The sequence below is a fragment of the Bradyrhizobium sp. 17 genome (genome assembly GCF_023073515.1).
Taxonomy (GTDB): Bacteria; Pseudomonadota; Alphaproteobacteria; order Rhizobiales; family Xanthobacteraceae; genus Bradyrhizobium; species Bradyrhizobium canariense_D.
In genome coordinates, this window is record NZ_JADPJQ010000124.1 from 157,608 (window position 1) to 173,548 (window position 15,941).

Genomic DNA, 15,941 nt, shown 5'->3' on the forward strand with positions numbered 1-15,941 from the left:
CAAGCTCAAGAGCACGCCTACAAGCCTTGGGTCAGAGAGGATGGGGGCGGTGACCGCTCCCCCGCGCCCGCTATCCCCCGTAGCTCTGCACCAGGCTCCCCGCCACCAGCGACCAGCCGTCAACCAGCACGAAGAAGATCAGCTTGAACGGCAGCGAGATGGTTGCGGGCGGCAGCATCATCATGCCCATCGACATCAGCACGGAGGCGACGACGAGGTCGATGATCAGGAACGGAAGGAACAGCAGAAAACCGATTTCGAAGGCACGCTTCAGCTCCGAGATCATGAAGGCGGGGACGAGGATGCGTAAGCCGAGCTCGTCGGGAGTGGCGGGCGGCGGCTCGCCGGAGAGATCCAGGAACAGCTTGAGGTCCTTCTCGCGTACGTTCTTCTGCATGAAGCCGCGCAGGGGGACGGAGGCGCGTTGAAGCGCGTCCTCGACGCCGAGCTGATTGGCGACCAGCGGACGGATGCCTTCGTCGTAGGATTTTTGCAGGACGGGTCCCATCACGAAGAAGGTGAGGAACATCGCCAGCGCGATGATCACCGAGTTCGGCGGGGCGGTCGCGGTGCCCATCGCGGTGCGCAGCAGCGACAGCACGACCACGATGCGCGTGAACGACGTCATCATGATCAGGATCGACGGTGCGATCGACAGCACCGTCAGCAGCGCGATCAACTGGATCGCGCGCTCGGTGACGCCGCCACCGCCAGCGCCTCCGCCGCCGAGATTGATGCTGATGTCCTGCGCATGCGCCGGCATCGCGAGCGAAGCCGCGCCGATCAGGACAGAAAGAAGAAAAACTCTACGCGGGAGGGCCGGCAGCCTCACGAAGACGGCTTCGGACGGCCGAGCAACGAGGCCATCTCGTCTTCGAGATTTTCAAAGCTGGTCTTTTCCGGAGCCGGCTTTGCGGAAGGGGCCGGTGGTGCCGGCGGCTCGCTGCGGGCCACACGCGGAGGAGCGGCAGGGGGCTCCGGGGCGACCGGAGGGGCAAGCGTCTCGCCGGCGGGGCGGCGCAGCGCAGCTTCGAGCCGCTGCGCCATCTCGGCGAGATTCTGCTCGGCGCTCGATGGGGCCGCCGGAGCGGGCGCCGGCGGCGGAACGGGCGGAGCCTGCGGCACAGGCGGAGGTGGCGCGGCTGGGCGCTCGGCGCGCACCGGAGGCGCCTTAACCGGCTCGCTCTGGCGCGGCGGACGCGGCATCAGAGGGGGTTCGTTGCGCGCAACGCGCGGCGGAACAGGTTCGGGACGCAGCTCGCGCTCGGGGCGCGGCGCGATCGGCTCGGGGTTGAAGCCGGCCAGTGGCGGCTCGTTGCGGCGTTCGGCCAGCGCGGGAGCCGGCCGGCGCACTTCGTCGGCAAAGGAGGGGCGCGCGGGCCGCGGTGGCGGCTCGGGCATGTGCGGCTCGGGATGATCGAGCAGCTCGGGCCGCGGTGCTTCGTCGGCCCAGCTGCTGGTATCATGCATCGGCGCGAGACGCGGCGGCTCGGCGGCATTGGGACGCTGCGGGAGCTGGTCGCGGCCGGGGGCTGCGCGCACGATGTTGGGTTCGACGACGATGTCGGTGGGGCCGCCGATCATCAGAAGATGCTCGACATTGTCACGCCGGACCAGCACCAGGCGGCGGCGGCCGTCGACCGCGGCGGCATCGATCACGGCGAGCCGGGGCATCCGGCCGCGCTGGGTGTTGGCGCCGAGCCGGCTGGTGGCGAATCGGCGAACCAGCCATGCAGCGACGCCGATCAACGCCAGAACGACGATGAACGCGACGATGAAGGTGATAGGGCTGCCTTGCATACTTGTCCCCGACAAATGGCGCTTTTCTCGGGCCCGTGGTCAGATGCGCCAACCACCGGCTTACGTTGCCCCAAACTGCGATTTCTTAACGTGCCACGGCAAGTTTTGCCGTCCCCAACTCTTAATAACCCATGAATCGCTCGATCCAAAACGACTTCTTGGCCTGTGCACGCGCCGCCAAGCGGTTGGGTTAATGCCGCTTTTGGAGGCGTAGAATCACGGGGCGCGCGTATTCGTGTCCCGGCGGGGGACAACTGCCCGCGGCCCCTTAACCGGCTGTTAACCATACAGGCGGCAAATTCTGCCTAGCTTCGGACCTGGGTCCTGCGAGGCGGAAGGAGCCGCAACGATGTCCATCAACGATCTTCCGGTGCTATCGGCGCTTCGCACCAAGATGCAATGGCACCAGGAACGCCAGCGCGTCCTGTCCGAGAACGTCTCCAATTCCGACACGCCCAAATTCCGGCCGCGCGACCTGGTGGAGCCGAAACTGGACAAGGCCGGGGCCGTCACGGGTTCGATGGGGCCCTTGACGCTTACCCGCACCAGCGGTTCCCACATGGCGCCGTCAGGCGCGGCCTCCGGATTCGACCAAAACAAGAATGCGGGTTTTGAGACCCGCCCCGCGGGCAACGCCGTCAATCTCGAAGAGGAGATGATGAAGGCCGCCAGCAACCAGATGGATTATGCGGCGGCGACCTCGCTCTACTCGAAGAGCCTGCACCTGCTCAAGACCGCGATCGGCAAAGGCTAGAGCTAGAGGAAGCGCATCATGGCGAATGACAGCAGCGACTTTGCCCGTTCGATGGCTATCGCGACCTCCGGTCTGCGGGCGCAGGCCGGGCGCATGCGGGTGATTTCCGAGAACATCGCGAACGCGGATTCGACCTCGCAGACCGCCGGCGGCGATCCCTACCGGCGCAAGGTGCCGACCTTCTCCTCCGCGCTCGACCGTACACTCGACGCGCAGGTCGTCACCCTTGGCAGGATCAAGCCCGACCAGTCCAATTTCCGCACCAAATACGAGCCGAACAATCCGGCGGCGGATGCGACCGGCAACGTCAAATATCCCAACGTGAACTCGGTGGTCGAGATGACCGACATCCGCGACGCGCAGCGGTCGTACGAGGCCAATCTCAACATCATCAGCGCGACGCGCCGGATGATCCAGCGCACCCTCGACATCCTCAAGAGCTGAACAGGACATTTGAGCCATGGCAACACCGACAATTGCCGCCAACGCCTATGCAAACCTCGCTCGCGTGCTGGAGAACAGCGGCGCCGGCAAGGGCAGCGAGCCGAGCGGGCAGTCCTTCGCCTCTCTTCTGAAAGACACTGTCGGCAGCGTCCTGGAATCCGGCCGCAAATCCGATGCGCAGACGGTGGCGATGGCCGCCGGCAAGGCCAACGTGATGGACGTGGTGACGGCGGTCGCAGACACCGACGTCGCCGTGTCGACGCTGGTCTCGGTCCGCGACCGCGTGATCGCGGCCTATGAAGACATCATGAAGATGCCGATCTGATTTTATCCATCGTCATTGCGAGCGTAGCGAAGCAATCCAGAATCTTTCCGCGGTGGCAGTCTGGATTGCTTCGCTTCGCTCGCAATGACGAGGAGAGGTTCGTGTCGTCCTCATCAAGCGGTGGGGATGAGACTTGAATAGAGGACTGTGCAATGACCGGACCGGAAACCCTCGACGTCGCGCGTGATGCGATCTGGACCATCGTGATCGTGTCGTCGCCCCTGATGGTGGTTGGCCTCGTTGTCGGCGTCGTCGTGTCGCTGTTCCAGGCGCTGACGCAGATCCAGGAGCAGACGCTGATCTATGTGCCGAAGATCCTGGCCATCTTTGCCACGATGCTGTTGGCATTGCCGTTCATGGCCGACGCACTGCATTCCCACATGCTGCGGATATCGTCGCGAATCATCGGCGGCTGAGGCACTATGCGCCCATCATGCGCATCGACGTCTCGCTGCTGCCGGCGCTTGCCGCCTCCTTCATGCTCGCCTTTGCCCGGGTCGGCGCGATGGTGATGCTGTTGCCGGGGCTGGGCGAGACCAATATCCCGACACGGATCAAACTGTCGATCGCGCTGCTGCTCACGCTGATCATCCTGCCGCTGCATCGCAACGCCTATCAGGTCGATATGGGCTCGATCGCGCCGCTGCTGGTCCTGATGCTGCATGAGATCGTGATCGGCATCGTACTGGGGGCGACCGCGCGGGTGACGTTGTCGGCGCTGCAGGTCGCCGGTGCCGTGATCGCACAGCAGATGGGGCTCGGCTTCGTCACCTCGGTCGATCCGACGCAGGGACAGCAGGGCGTGCTGGTCGGCAACTTTCTGACGATACTGGGGGTGACGCTGCTGTTCGCCACCGATAGCCATCATCTGGTCATCGCGGCACTGAACGACAGCTATACTATCTTCGCGCCCGGCGAGACCGTATCGAGCGGCGATGTCGCTGCGCTTGCGACGCGCGCCTTTGCCGCCGCGTTCCGCCTGGGTTTGCAACTTTCCGGCCCGTTCCTGGTGTTCGGCCTCGTCTTCAACATCGGGCTCGGCGTGCTGGCGCGGCTGATGCCGCAGATGCAGGTCTATTTCGTCGGCGTGCCGCTCTCGATTTTCGCCGGCTTCCTGGTGCTCGCCGTGGTGCTCACGGCGATGATGGGCACCTATCTCGACTACTTCATCGGTGTCATGCACCAGATGATGCCACTCAAGTGACCAGGTGATCGATGGCGGAAGACAACGATCCAGAGAGTCAAACAGAAGACCCGACGCAAAAACGTCTCGAAGAGGCGCTGGAACGCGGTGACGTCGCCAAGAGCCAGGAGATCAACACCTGGTTCATGATCGCGGGCGCCACGCTCGTGGTTTCGAGCTTCTCGGGATCAGTCGGCAGCGGGCTGTTGGCGCCGATGCGCAACCTGCTCGCCAATTCCTGGATGATCAAGACCGACGGCAGGGCGCTGCTCGCCCTGATGCAGCAGATCGAAGTCGCGGTGCTCGCGGCGGTGGGCGTTCCGCTGCTGATGCTGGTGCTGGCGGCAATTGCCGGCAACATGCTGCAGCACCGCCTGGTCTGGTCGGCCGAATCCCTCAAGCCCAAGTTCAGCAAGCTGTCGCCTGCCGAAGGCCTCAAGCGCATCTTCGGCAAGCAAGCGGCGGCGAACTTCCTCAAGGGTCTCGGCAAGCTGATCGTGCTCGGCGCGGTCATGACCGTGATCCTGTGGCCGGAGCGGCATCGCATGGAGGCGATGGTCAGGCTCGATCCGGCCGCCCTGCTCGGCGCCTCCACCAGCCTGACCATTCATCTGCTCGGCGCGGTAGTCGCGGCGCTCGCGATCATCGCCATCGGCGACTATTTCTTCCAGTATCGCAGCTGGTTCCAGCGGCAGAAGATGTCGCTCCAGGAGATCAAGGAAGAGTACAAGCAGTCCGAAGGCGATCCGCACATCAAGGGCAAGCTCAGGCAGCTGCGCCAGCAGCGCTCCAAGAAGCGCATGATGGCGGCGGTTCCCAAGGCCTCGGTGATCATCACCAACCCGACCCACTATTCGATCGCGCTGTCCTACGAGCGTGGCATGTCGGCGCCGATCTGCGTCGCCAAGGGCGTCGACAACCTCGCTTTCAAGATCCGGGAGATCGCGCGCGAGCACGACATCCCGATCGTCGAGAACGTTCCGCTCGCCCGCGCGCTCTACGCCACCGTCGAGATCGACGAGGAAATCCCGACCGAGCACTACCATGCGGTCGCCGAAGTCATCGGCTACGTCATGCGTCTGAAGAGCGGATTCGGTGCCAGCCGGCAATAAAACCCCTGAAAAGTACTGGAAATGGCCGTAATCTGGGAATCAGCGTACCTTTCGCCCATGCTGCCCTTGCGCCTGCGGGTCCGATTCAGGCAGGGAGGACCCTGCGCGCCCTGTAGCGCGTTGATTCTCTGCCGACAGGCTGTGCCAGCTTGAGATGACTGCCGAGACCGACCACGACCTCACACGCGAGCCCGTTGCGGCGCACGAGCCGTCGCCGCGCTCGGGCAGCATTGCGCTGGTGCTGCTGGTGGCCGCCGGCCTCGTCGCCGTTGCCGTCGGGTTGATGACGCTCGGGCGCGCGCAGGCCCAGCCCTATATCCTCGGTATCCTCGCCGTGCTGGCGATGGTCGGCCTGTTCAACCTGTTCGCCTTCGCCGCCGGCATCATCCGCTTCGCCGATCGCAATCTCGACGATCCCGTGATGGGGCGCATCGCCGACCACGCCTTCGACGGCCTCGCCGTGACCGACCCGCGCGGCCATGTGGTCTATTCCAATGCGGCCTACCTGACGCTGACCGGCGCCGCCGGTCCGCAGGACGTGCGCCCCGTGGAGCGCGTCTTCATCGGCAACCCCGACGTCTCCGAGGCGGTGTTCCGCCTGTTGAAAGCCGCGCGCGAAGGCAAGCGGCAGCAGGAAGAGGTCCGCATCTCCGGCAATGATGGCAGCCAGGGCCGCTGGCTCCGCATGCGGGTGCGGCCCCTCGGCACCGGCAAGCGCGAGACGAGATACGCGGTGTGGTCGATCGCAGACATCACCCGCGACCGCGAGCGCCAGGAGGACGTGTTCCAGGAACTCCAGCACGCGATCGAATATCTCGATCACGCGCCTTGCGGTTTCTTCTCGGTCAATCCGGCCGGCGAGCTCGCTTATGTCAATGCGACGCTGGCGAACTGGCTCGACTACGACCTCGCCGAGATCGGCTCGGGCGGGCTGAAGCTCACCGACATCGTCTCCGGCGACGGTGCTTCGCTGCTCACCGCGATCGTGGCGGTGCCGGGCGAGGTCAAGACGGAAGTCTTCGACATCGACCTGCGCATGCGTACCGGCAAGACCATGCCGGTTCGGCTCTATCACAAGCTCGCCTTCGGCGCCGACGGTGCGCCGGGCCCGTCGCGCACGCTGGTGATCAGCCGTGCCCGCGACGAGCGCAGCGATCCGGATCGCGCCGCCGAAGTGCGCTTCATGCGCTTCTTCGACCATACCCCGATGGCGATCGCGACGGTAGACCGTGGCGGCAATGTCGTGCGCGCCAATGCGCGCTACGCCAAGCTCGGGCAGGCACTGGGGCTCGACAGCGCCAGCAAGTCGATCTTCCGCGCGGTCAATTCGCGCGACCGGCACCTTTTGATCGCGGCCATCAACCAGGCTGCGGAGGGCCAGGCCGACGTCGCGCCGGTCGAAGTGGCGCTCGAAGGAACCAGAGAGCGCTGGGGCCAGTTCTTCGTCACGCCGGTGGATGCGGCCGAGAACGACGCCGAAGTCGCCATTGTGCACATGCTCGAGACCACCGAGCGGCGCGCGCTGGAGAACCAGATCAACCAGTCGCAGAAGATGGAGACCGTCGGCCAGCTCGCGGGCGGCATCGCCCACGACTTCAACAACGTGCTCTCCGCCATCATGATGGCGAACGACTTCCTGCTGAACGCGCACAAGCCGACCGACCCGTCGTTCCAGGACATCATGCAGATCAAGCAGAACGCGACGCGGGCCGCCACGCTGGTGCGGCAGTTGCTGGCGTTCTCGCGCCGGCAGACGCTGCGGCCGCAGGTGCTCGACCTCGGCGATGCGCTCTCCGATCTCGCCATGCTGCTGCGCCGGCTGATCGGCGAGAAGGTCAAGCACGAGACCATCCACGGCCGAGATCTCTGGCCGGTCAAGGTCGACGTTTCCCAGTTCGAGCAGGTCATCGTCAACCTCGCGGTCAACGCGCGCGACGCCATGCCCGACGGCGGCAAGCTGATCATCCGCACCGCAAACGTCACCACCGAGGAAGCGGCCAGGCTGGCCTACAAGGGCATGCCAGCCGCCGACTATGTGCGGATCGAGGTCGCCGACACCGGTACCGGCATTCCCGCCGACATCCGCGACAAGATCTTCGAGCCGTTCTTCTCGACCAAGGAGGTCGGCAAGGGCACCGGCCTCGGGCTCTCCACCGTCTATGGCATCGTCAAGCAGACCGGCGGTTTCATTTACGTGGACTCCGAGCCCGGGCAGGGCACCTCGTTCCACATCTTCCTGCCGCGCCATCATGCCGAGCCGGAGGTGCAGGTCGAGCAGCCGGCGCCGGTCGTTGGCGCCAGCAATGGTGCCGCGAAGGAGGCCGGGTCCGTGGCGGACGCCAAGCCCCGCACCGATCTCACCGGACAGGGCACCATCCTCCTGGTCGAGGACGAGGAGGGTCTGCGCGCGCTCAACGCACGCGGGCTGCGCTCGCGCGGCTACACCGTGGTCGAGGCCGAGAACGGCGTCGAGGCGCTGGAGGTGCTGGAAGAGCAGAGCGGCGGAATCGATCTCGTCGTGTCCGACGTCGTCATGCCGGAGATGGACGGCCCGACATTGCTCAAGGCGATGCGCGAGAAGAACCCCGACATCAAGTTCATCTTCGTTTCCGGCTACGCCGAGGACGCGTTCGAGAAGAGCCTGCCCGAAGGCCAGCAGTTCGACTTCCTGCCCAAGCCGTTCACACTTAGCCAGCTCGTGGCGGCCGTGAAGGAGACGATGGCGAAGGCGGGGTGAGGGCGCGGGCTCCACATTCTCCGTCATTGCGAGGAGCGAAGCGACGAAGCAATCCAGTTGCCTCCGCGCAAACAGCCTGGATTGCTTCGCTTCGCTCGCAATGACGGAAAAAAGCTGAACTGCTGTCGCCAAACCGACCGGTAGCCGGCGACCGCGGCTCCTTTGCACACCCGGCCAAGCCGCCGCCAAATATGGGCTTTTGCCACATCCCCGCGACTGAGGGCCGCAGCCATAAGTTCCGATAGTGGCTTCCTTTTTACGGAAGGCTGCCCATCTTAGGGGCACATCCCCATGCCGGGGATCTGGGAAACCAACATGAATTTCTCGCAACGCTCCCGCAGTCTCTTCAAGACGATTGCCGTCGTGCTGGCGCTTGCGCTGCCGACTGCGCTGGCGATCTCGTCCGCCGACGCGCGCGTCGGTGGCGGTATGTCGTCGGGTTCGCGCGGTTCGCGCACCTATTCGGCCCCGCCATCGACCACGACCGCGCCGGGCTCGACCTCGCAGTTCAATCGGACCTACACCCAGCCGGGCGCAGGCATGAATTCGGCTGCCGCCGCACCCGCGCGTGGCGGTCTGTTCGGCCGGGCCGGCGGCTTCATGGGCGGCCTTGCGGCCGGGTTCCTCGGCGCGGGCCTGCTCGGCATGCTGTTCGGCGGTGGCCTGTTCGGCGGCCTCGGTGGCCTGTCGTCGATCATCGGCCTGATCATCCAGATCGTCCTCGTGGTGCTCGTGGTTCGGCTGGCGATGTCCTGGTGGCAGCGCCGCCACACCCCGCAGGCGGCCTATGCCAATGCTGACGCCGGTGCCGGTCCGGGACCGCAGGCGAACAATCGTAGTGGTCTTGGCGGTGGCTTCGGCTTCGGCGCCAACAACGCACCGCTCGAGATCAAGCCGGACGACTATGAAGCGTTCGAGCGCCTGCTCAGCGACGTCCAGTCGGCCTGGTCCAACGAGGACGTGGCCAAGCTGCACACGGTCGCGACGCCGGAAATGGTCTCCTATTTCGAGCAGGACCTCGGCCAGAACCGCGCGCGCAATGTCGTCAACAAGGTCAGCGGTGTGAAGCTGTTGCAGGGCGACCTCGCGGAATCCTGGCGCGAAGGCGAGACCGATTACGCGACGGTGGCGCTGCGCTTCGCGCTCACCGACAAGACGCTCGACCGCAATACCGGCGCGATTGTCGCCGGCAGCGAGCAGCCGGGCGAGGCCACCGAAGTCTGGACCTTTGCCCGACGTCCGGGCGGCACCTGGGAACTGTCGGCGATCCAGCAGACCAACTGATCGCCCGTATAGCGACAAACGAGGGCGTCGTGCTTCGGCACGGCGCCCTTTTTGTTTGAGCGGTGCGTTTCCGGTCAGGCGGCCATTTGGGCGAAGCACTTAATTGCTTGTTGGCCGCGCAGAGCTGCCGCAATTTCGCGCCTGCCGGTTGGATGAGGAGATATTCCGTGAGCCAGTGTGTCGCGCGCCTCAGGACAAACTACGAAGGCATTGCCAGGAGTTCGTCCCTGCTGCTGGAGGCGATCGGAACGGCGTATGACCGGATCGAGGCCGAGCGCGACCGCAATTGCTGGATCTATCTTCGCCCGCGGCAGGAGGCACTCGAAGAATGCCATAAGCTGGTGGCGCGCGCGCGGACGGGCGAAAATCTTCCGCTGCTCGGCATTCCATTTGGTGTGAAGGACAACATCGACGTCGCGGGAATGCCGACCACTGCCGCATGTCCGGCGTTCAGCTATACGCCCTGGCATTCCGCGCATAGCGTCGAACGCCTCACCGCAGCCGGCGCAATTTGCCTCGGAAAGACCAATCTCGATCAGTTCGCCACAGGCCTGTCCGGCGTGCGCTCGCCCCATGGCCCCTGCGCGTCGGTTGCCGATGCGCGCTATGTTGCGGGCGGTTCCAGTTCCGGCTCCGCGGTCGCCGTGGCGGCGGGGCACGTCGCCTTTGCGCTCGGCACCGATACCGGGGGCTCGGGGCGCATACCTGCCGGGTTCAACAACATCGTCGGAATCAAGCCCACCGTTGGGCTGGTGTCATCACGTGGCCTGGTGCCGAATTGTCCGACGATCGATTGCGTGTCGGTATTCTGCAATACCGTCAGCGACGGCGAAGCAATCCTCGACATCATCGAAGGGTTTGATTTCGAAGATCCGTACAGCCGCCTGCCCAGAACCTTTTTCCCCGCCAACGGGGCGGCGGCATCATTCCGGTTCGGCCGCCTTGCGCCAGCAGATCTCGAATGCTTCGGCATGTCGGAATGCGGCGAACTCTACGAGAGTGCCTGCGAACGTCTTGCTCATATCGGAGGAACGGCGATCGAGGTGGACTTCGCCCCATTCCGCCAGGCCGGGGAGTTGATGTTCAGCGGTCCCTGGGTCGCGGAGCGGCACTCGGCCATCGCTTCGCTCATCGACGTCGAATCCGGCGCCTTGCTTGATGTCACGAGGACCGTGCTGGGCTCAGCCGCCGGGTATTCGGCGATCGACACGTTTGGCGCCATTCACCGGCTGCACCGGCTTCGCCGCGACGCCGAAGCAATCTTTGCCGGCATCGATGCCCTGGTGGTTCCGACTGCACCGCGGCCGTTCACACTGGAGGAGATGCATCGTGATCCGATCACCCTCAACAATCGTCTGGGCTACTACTCGTACTTTGCCAATCTGCTCGATCTCTGCGGCGTCGCCGTTCCGAATACGAAATTGCCGAACGGCATGCCCATGGGCGTGACCCTGCTGGCGCCGGCCTGGCACGATCGCGCGCTGATCGGACTCGCACGGCGGTTCGAGGCCGGCGCAGACGGATCGGCATTCGAATTGAAGTCTGCCGGCTAACGGGCGGACATTATCCCATCGCCTGCCCGAGTGTAGAAACATCCAGGATCGAAATCACGGATCTTTCGTATCTGATCACGCCTTCGTCCTGGAGCCGCGCGAGTTGCACGGTCACCCATTGGCGGGTGGATCCGATCAGATTGGCAAGGTCGCCGTGCGTAAACGGCATGCCGACGACGATCTCGCCGTCGCGTTTCACGCCGTAGACGTGCGACAGGAAGATCAGCAGGCTGTGCAGCCGCTCGGTGACCGAGCGCGTCCCAAGCATCTGGGCCATTGCCGAATAGCATCGCGCCTTGAATGCGAGGGCATCCAGCAAGGCGACGGCGATTGCCGGCGATTCGAGCGCAAGCCGCCGCAATGCCAGTCCGGGCATGAACGTCAACCGGCTGCGCTCGGCCGCAACCGATGTCCACATGTGCGGGCCCGTCCCGAATATGTCGGGCCCGCCGACGAAGTTGCCGGGAAACCAATAGGCGAGCGTGACTTCGCGCCCCGACGGTGCCGCATAGTAGCTGCGTATGCGCCCCTCGCTGATCAGGTAGATTCCGGCCTGTGCGTCGCCCTGAGACCAAACCAGTTGGCCGGCTTCCAGGATCTTTTCGCGTCCGATCGCACGCAAGCGATTGCAATCAGCCCGGTTGAGACCATCCAGCAGGCCGGGCAGCGGTCTGACGAGATCGTCCGACTCCGCGAGCATCACACCTGCCGCTATCGCGCTGTTCGCCCTGTGCATGGCCGGCTCCGCATGTGAGACCCGGCATCGGCTATTCAAGAACCATGCCAGCCCGCTGCGTTCGCCTCAGACGCGCGGGCTCCGCGTCAGTCCGCGTCCGACTGATTGAACGCCCGCAACCCTTCTGCGCGGATGACGTCGAGACAATCCTTCTTGAGCGAAAGATATGCTGGCTCGACCATGACAGAACTCGACCGTGGGCGCGGCAGCTTGACCGCGACTTCGCGCAGGATGCGGCCGGGTCCCGCGCTCATGATGAGAACGCGGTCGGCCAGCACGATGGCTTCATCGATGTCATGCGTCACGAACACGATCGTCGCCTTGATCCGGTCGCGCAGCGCCAGCAGATTGTCCTGCATCACCGCGCGGGTCTGCGCGTCGAGCGCCCCGAAGGGCTCGTCCATCAGCAGCACACGGGGCTGATTGGCCAGCGCTCGCGCGATCGCCACGCGCTGTTGCATGCCGCCGGACAGCGTGTTCGGATAAGCGTCGGCGAAACGCTTGAGGCCGACCATCGCGATCAGATCGTCGGCGATGGCATACGCTTCCGTCGTGGACTTGCCGAGCATCCTGGGACCGTGGGCGATGTTGCTGCGGACGGACTTCCAGGGGAAGAGATGCGGCTGCTGGAACACCATGCCGACATCGGGACGCGGACTGTAGACGGGCGCGCCCTCGACCAGGATCTCGCCTTCGAACGGCACTTCCAGCCCGGCGATCGTATTGAGCACCGTCGACTTGCCGCAGCCGGAGGGACCGGCGATGCAGACGAACTCGCCAGGCGCCACGTCAAACGAAACGCGATCGACCGCGATGATTTGCCCGCGCTTGGTGTCGAAAACGATGCTCAGGTTCGAGACTTGAATGGCCGGTTGTTTTCGCGCCGATTCGACGGAGGCAGGCGAACTTGCCAGTGCCAGTTTCATGCCCGATCGAGATCCCGACATCAGCGCCACCAGACGATACGTTCGGCAAGAGCCGCAAACAGCCGGTCGGCGATGAACGACATCAACCCGAGCGCTGCGAGCCCGCCCATGACCTGGCCCGTTTGCAAATTCTGCTGCGCAATCTCGATCCTGTACACAATGCCGGCGAAAGCGCCGGCCAGTTCAGCCGCGACGAGCGTGTAGAAGGAGATGCTGACGGCGGTGCGCAACCCGACGACAATGTAGGGAAGCGCGCCCAGCAGCACGATCTCCTGCAGCATCTGCCGTCGGGGCGTGCCGAGCATCAATGCCGCCCGGATCAGGCCACGGTCGACCTTCTGCACGCCGATGTGAGTCGAAAGCCATACCGTGAAGAATACGCCCCATACGACGAGGAACAATTTTCCCGCCTCCGACAGGCCGAACCAGAGGATGACGATCGGCACGAACGCAATCGGCGGAATTGGCCGCAAGATATGGAATAGCGGGGACAGCAAGCTCGAGATAACGGGGAATTGGCCGGTGAGAACACCGAGCAGGATGCCGAGCGTGCCGCCTATGATGAATCCCGTGGTGACGCGAAAGAGGCTGGCCAACAGATCGCTAAAGAACTGTCCGCTTCGTATCCACTCAAGCACGGCCGCAGCAACCACCGTCGGCGGTGGAAACAGCACCATGTTGACGGTCCCGGAACGGGAGACCAGTTCCCAGAGCCCAATGAACAAGGGAAGCGAAAGCGCCCCGACCAGAATATTGAGGCGGCGAAGCCGAACTGAATTCGGCCGAGCGCGACCGCCAGTGCGGATGGCAATATCGCGTCCTGCTGAAATGGCTTCCTGCATGGCCGCGCGGGTGCCTATTTCCACGACAGGGTGACGCGTGCGGGATCGACCTTTTTCAGTGGCTCGGTGACGACGACCTTGCTGAAGTCGGGCATCGCCGCTCCCGGAGGATGGTTGCCGCTCTCGAGGCGCCATGCGGAATGGGTCTTCAGAATCTCGATCAGCCGGTCGTCGAGACGCACCCGGTAAACATAGTCGGCCCAGATGGGGGCGAGTTCGTCCCGCTTCATTCCAACTGCGTCCGCGACTGTCGTGATTGCTTCATCCGGCTGTGCCTTCATCCAGATCTCGGCATCGATCAGTGCGGCGATGAATTTCTCGACCAGCACCGGGTTGGCGTCCAGGTAGGGCTTCATGACGACGATATTGAACGTCTCGGAGTAGGTGCCCTTTGTATCTACCTCAGTGACGGCTTCGCCCAGGGCTTTCTTCGCGTTGGCGACGTGGGGCTCCCAGGTGTCGATCGCGTCGATGCTTCCGGCTGCAAGTGCCGGCAGCATCTCCTGCGGCCGCAGATTGACGAGGGTGACATCCTTGGGCGTCAATCCCGCCGACTTCAGCAAGGTCGCCGTGTAAACCTCGCTACCGGTGCCGGCAGTGAAGGCGATTCGCTTGCCGCGAAGATCTGCCTTGGTCTTGACGCCGGCCTTGGCCGCGACGAGCGTCTTGAGATCGGAGTATTCCATCCCGGCGACGAAGGCGATGGGCTGGTTTGCCATCGTCGATGCGGTGACCGGCGCCTCCGCCGTGGTCGCGATGTCGGCACCGCCCCCGATCACGGTGTCCAGGCACTGCTTGCCGGACGTGAAGTTCGAAACCGTGATGTCAAGTCCGTGCTTTTCGAAGATTCCCTTCGACTTGGCGACGATCGCAAGGCCGGAGATCGGTGCGAGATTTTGCGCCAGCCGGGCTTTGAGCAGTTCCGCGGCCAAGGCGCAGTTCGGACCCAGGGCAAGACCGACGGCAAGGCAGCAAAGGGTGGCGCGGCCGGCAATTGTCGTGATTGGGCGGATTGTGGTCCGGTGCATGAACGATCTCCCCTTGCGCCGCGCGCTACGCAGCCCCGATGTGATCGCGGATACCGCCCTGAACGGTCCCGCCACAGTCCCCCGCGTCCTCCCCTGGACGATCACTTGAGGATCGGCCCATTTGGTATGCTCGCCCGGCACCATTGTCCCGGGAAGCAATTAATCGACATGGCAGTCGGGAAGCGGCTGGGAATCGTCGGCGATCCCGTCGACCAACTGATCGCAGACGACATGAAAAACCAGGGCATCGTGCTTCTTGCACGGGGCCTTTTTCTTTTGGGCGTCTCGCATCGCGGCATCGGAATAAGCGGGCCTGCGTCGGGTTGAAATCTGGCGGCCAACGACAACACAAATGGAGGACAGGATGATCCGCATTGAGAGAACCATGACGATTTCAGGCCTCGCGCTCGCTGCGGCCTTGCTTGCGGCGCCATCGGCGCAGGCGCAGTCGGCCAACATGACGTTCTTCGTGACTTCCAACGGTCCTGGCAAAGGCGCCGATCTCGGCGGTCTGGAGGGGGCCGATGCGCAGTGCCAGAAGCTGGCCCAGGCCGGCGGCGCCGGCAGTAAGACCTGGCGCGCCTATCTCTCCACGCAGGCCGCCGACGGCAAGCCGGCCGTCAACGCGCGCGACCGCATCGGCAAGGGACCGTGGCAGAACGCCAAGGGCGTGGAAATCGCCAAGGACGTGGCCGATTTGCACAGCGCCAACAAGATCAGCAAGGAGACAGCGCTGACCGAGAAGGGCGAGATTGTAAACGGCTATGGCGACCAGCCTAACCGGCACGACATTCTCACGGGATCGCAGTCCGACGGCACCGCGTTTGCGGGTCCCGACGACCGCACCTGCAAAAACTGGACGTCGAGTACGCAAGGCGCGGCGATGCTCGGCCACTCCGACATCAACGGCCCTGCGACCAACCCGACGGTCAAATCCTGGAACACCGCACACCCCTCGCGCGGACCCGATGGCGGCTGCTCGCAGGCCGATCTGAAGAGCACCGGCGGCGGCGGCTTGCTCTATTGCTTCGCATCGAATTGAGGCTTCCGTCATTGCGAGGAGCGCAGCGACGAAGCAATCCAGAGTCCCTCCAGGGTGACAGTCTGGATTGCTTCGCTGCGCTCGCAATGACGGAGCGTGTGGTGCCGCCCTTCAGCCCCATCCTGACGGAACCTTGTCGCGCGTGATAGATTGGTCCTGTCGCTTCCACGCTCAC

17 protein-coding genes are annotated in these 15,941 nt (G+C 64.3%); 10 read left to right on the forward strand and 7 right to left on the reverse strand.

All coding sequences use genetic code 11. The features are described 5' to 3' along the window. Positions 1–70: 70 nt before the first annotated feature. Both fliP and IVB13_RS30790 read right to left on the reverse strand, forming a co-directional pair. Entirely contained in the window at positions 71–832 is a 762-nt protein-coding gene (fliP, locus tag IVB13_RS30785) for a flagellar type III secretion system pore protein FliP (RefSeq protein ID WP_035994574.1), read from the reverse strand. Then, complete coding sequence (locus IVB13_RS30790; protein WP_247361813.1) at positions 829–1,800, reverse strand: flagellar biosynthetic protein FliO; 972 nt, start codon at positions 1,798–1,800, stop codon at positions 829–831. Before IVB13_RS30790 ends, fliP begins: the two co-directional genes overlap by 4 nt. Before the next feature lie 349 nt (positions 1,801–2,149). Between IVB13_RS30790 and flgB the strand changes: the two genes are divergently transcribed. The 9 genes from flgB (at position 2,150) to atzF (ending at position 11,192) form a co-directional block, all read left to right on the forward strand. After that, positions 2,150–2,554 carry a flagellar basal body rod protein FlgB gene (flgB, locus tag IVB13_RS30795; RefSeq protein WP_247361815.1) on the forward strand — a complete coding sequence of 135 codons (405 nt, stop codon included), beginning with the start codon at positions 2,150–2,152 and terminating at the stop codon, positions 2,552–2,554. Positions 2,555–2,572: 18 nt separating this feature from the next. After that, positions 2,573–2,998: a flagellar basal body rod protein FlgC gene (flgC, locus tag IVB13_RS30800; protein ID WP_247361817.1), complete on the forward strand. Its 426-nt coding sequence runs from the start codon at positions 2,573–2,575 to the stop codon at positions 2,996–2,998. Between the two features lie 16 nt (positions 2,999–3,014). Beyond that, positions 3,015–3,323 carry a flagellar hook-basal body complex protein FliE gene (fliE, locus tag IVB13_RS30805; RefSeq protein ID WP_007612285.1) on the forward strand — a complete coding sequence of 103 codons (309 nt, stop codon included), beginning with the start codon at positions 3,015–3,017 and terminating at the stop codon, positions 3,321–3,323. 152 nt (positions 3,324–3,475) lie between these two features. After that, positions 3,476–3,739, forward strand: a complete 264-nt coding sequence (gene fliQ / locus IVB13_RS30810) for a flagellar biosynthesis protein FliQ (protein ID WP_007612284.1) — start codon at positions 3,476–3,478, stop codon at positions 3,737–3,739. A gap of 17 nt (positions 3,740–3,756) precedes the next feature. After that, positions 3,757–4,527, forward strand: coding sequence for a flagellar biosynthetic protein FliR (fliR, locus tag IVB13_RS30815; protein ID WP_007602155.1), 771 nt, complete (start codon positions 3,757–3,759; stop codon positions 4,525–4,527). An 11-nt stretch (positions 4,528–4,538) separates the two neighbouring features. After that, positions 4,539–5,618 (forward strand): flagellar biosynthesis protein FlhB, encoded by a 1,080-nt coding sequence (flhB, locus tag IVB13_RS30820; RefSeq protein WP_247377919.1) that lies wholly within the window; start codon positions 4,539–4,541, stop codon positions 5,616–5,618. Between the two features lie 154 nt (positions 5,619–5,772). Next, positions 5,773–8,355: a PAS domain-containing protein gene (locus IVB13_RS30825; protein WP_247368189.1), complete on the forward strand. Its 2,583-nt coding sequence runs from the start codon at positions 5,773–5,775 to the stop codon at positions 8,353–8,355. A gap of 291 nt (positions 8,356–8,646) precedes the next feature. Next, complete coding sequence (locus tag IVB13_RS30830; protein ID WP_247491142.1) at positions 8,647–9,639, forward strand: Tim44-like domain-containing protein; 993 nt, start codon at positions 8,647–8,649, stop codon at positions 9,637–9,639. Positions 9,640–9,806: 167 nt separating this feature from the next. Beyond that, the gene (gene atzF, locus IVB13_RS30835) at positions 9,807–11,192 is read left to right on the forward strand and encodes an allophanate hydrolase (protein WP_247491143.1); all 1,386 of its coding nucleotides are present in this window, start codon (positions 9,807–9,809) and stop codon (positions 11,190–11,192) included. Positions 11,193–11,202: 10 nt separating this feature from the next. On the opposite strand, the gene IVB13_RS30840 is transcribed toward atzF, so the two are convergent. From IVB13_RS30840 to IVB13_RS30860, 5 genes are all read right to left on the reverse strand, one after another. Beyond that, on the reverse strand, positions 11,203–11,928 hold the full coding sequence (locus IVB13_RS30840) for a Crp/Fnr family transcriptional regulator (RefSeq protein ID WP_247297215.1): 726 nt from the start codon (positions 11,926–11,928) through the stop codon (positions 11,203–11,205). A gap of 86 nt (positions 11,929–12,014) precedes the next feature. Then, positions 12,015–12,854 carry an ABC transporter ATP-binding protein gene (locus IVB13_RS30845; protein WP_247368184.1) on the reverse strand — a complete coding sequence of 280 codons (840 nt, stop codon included), beginning with the start codon at positions 12,852–12,854 and terminating at the stop codon, positions 12,015–12,017. A gap of 20 nt (positions 12,855–12,874) precedes the next feature. Next, complete coding sequence (locus tag IVB13_RS30850) at positions 12,875–13,696, reverse strand: ABC transporter permease (protein WP_247297342.1); 822 nt, start codon at positions 13,694–13,696, stop codon at positions 12,875–12,877. 14 nt (positions 13,697–13,710) lie between these two features. After that, positions 13,711–14,628 (reverse strand): NrtA/SsuA/CpmA family ABC transporter substrate-binding protein, encoded by a 918-nt coding sequence (locus IVB13_RS30855; RefSeq protein WP_247297220.1) that lies wholly within the window; start codon positions 14,626–14,628, stop codon positions 13,711–13,713. 255 nt (positions 14,629–14,883) lie between these two features. Then, a complete protein-coding gene (locus IVB13_RS30860; protein WP_247491145.1) occupies positions 14,884–15,099 on the reverse strand; it encodes a hypothetical protein in 216 nt (71 codons plus the stop codon). Here IVB13_RS30860 and IVB13_RS30865 point away from each other — a divergent pair. Then, positions 15,089–15,766, forward strand: coding sequence for a lectin (locus tag IVB13_RS30865; protein ID WP_247297222.1), 678 nt, complete (start codon positions 15,089–15,091; stop codon positions 15,764–15,766). The genes IVB13_RS30860 and IVB13_RS30865 overlap by 11 nt on opposite strands. Positions 15,767–15,941 lie beyond the last annotated feature (175 nt).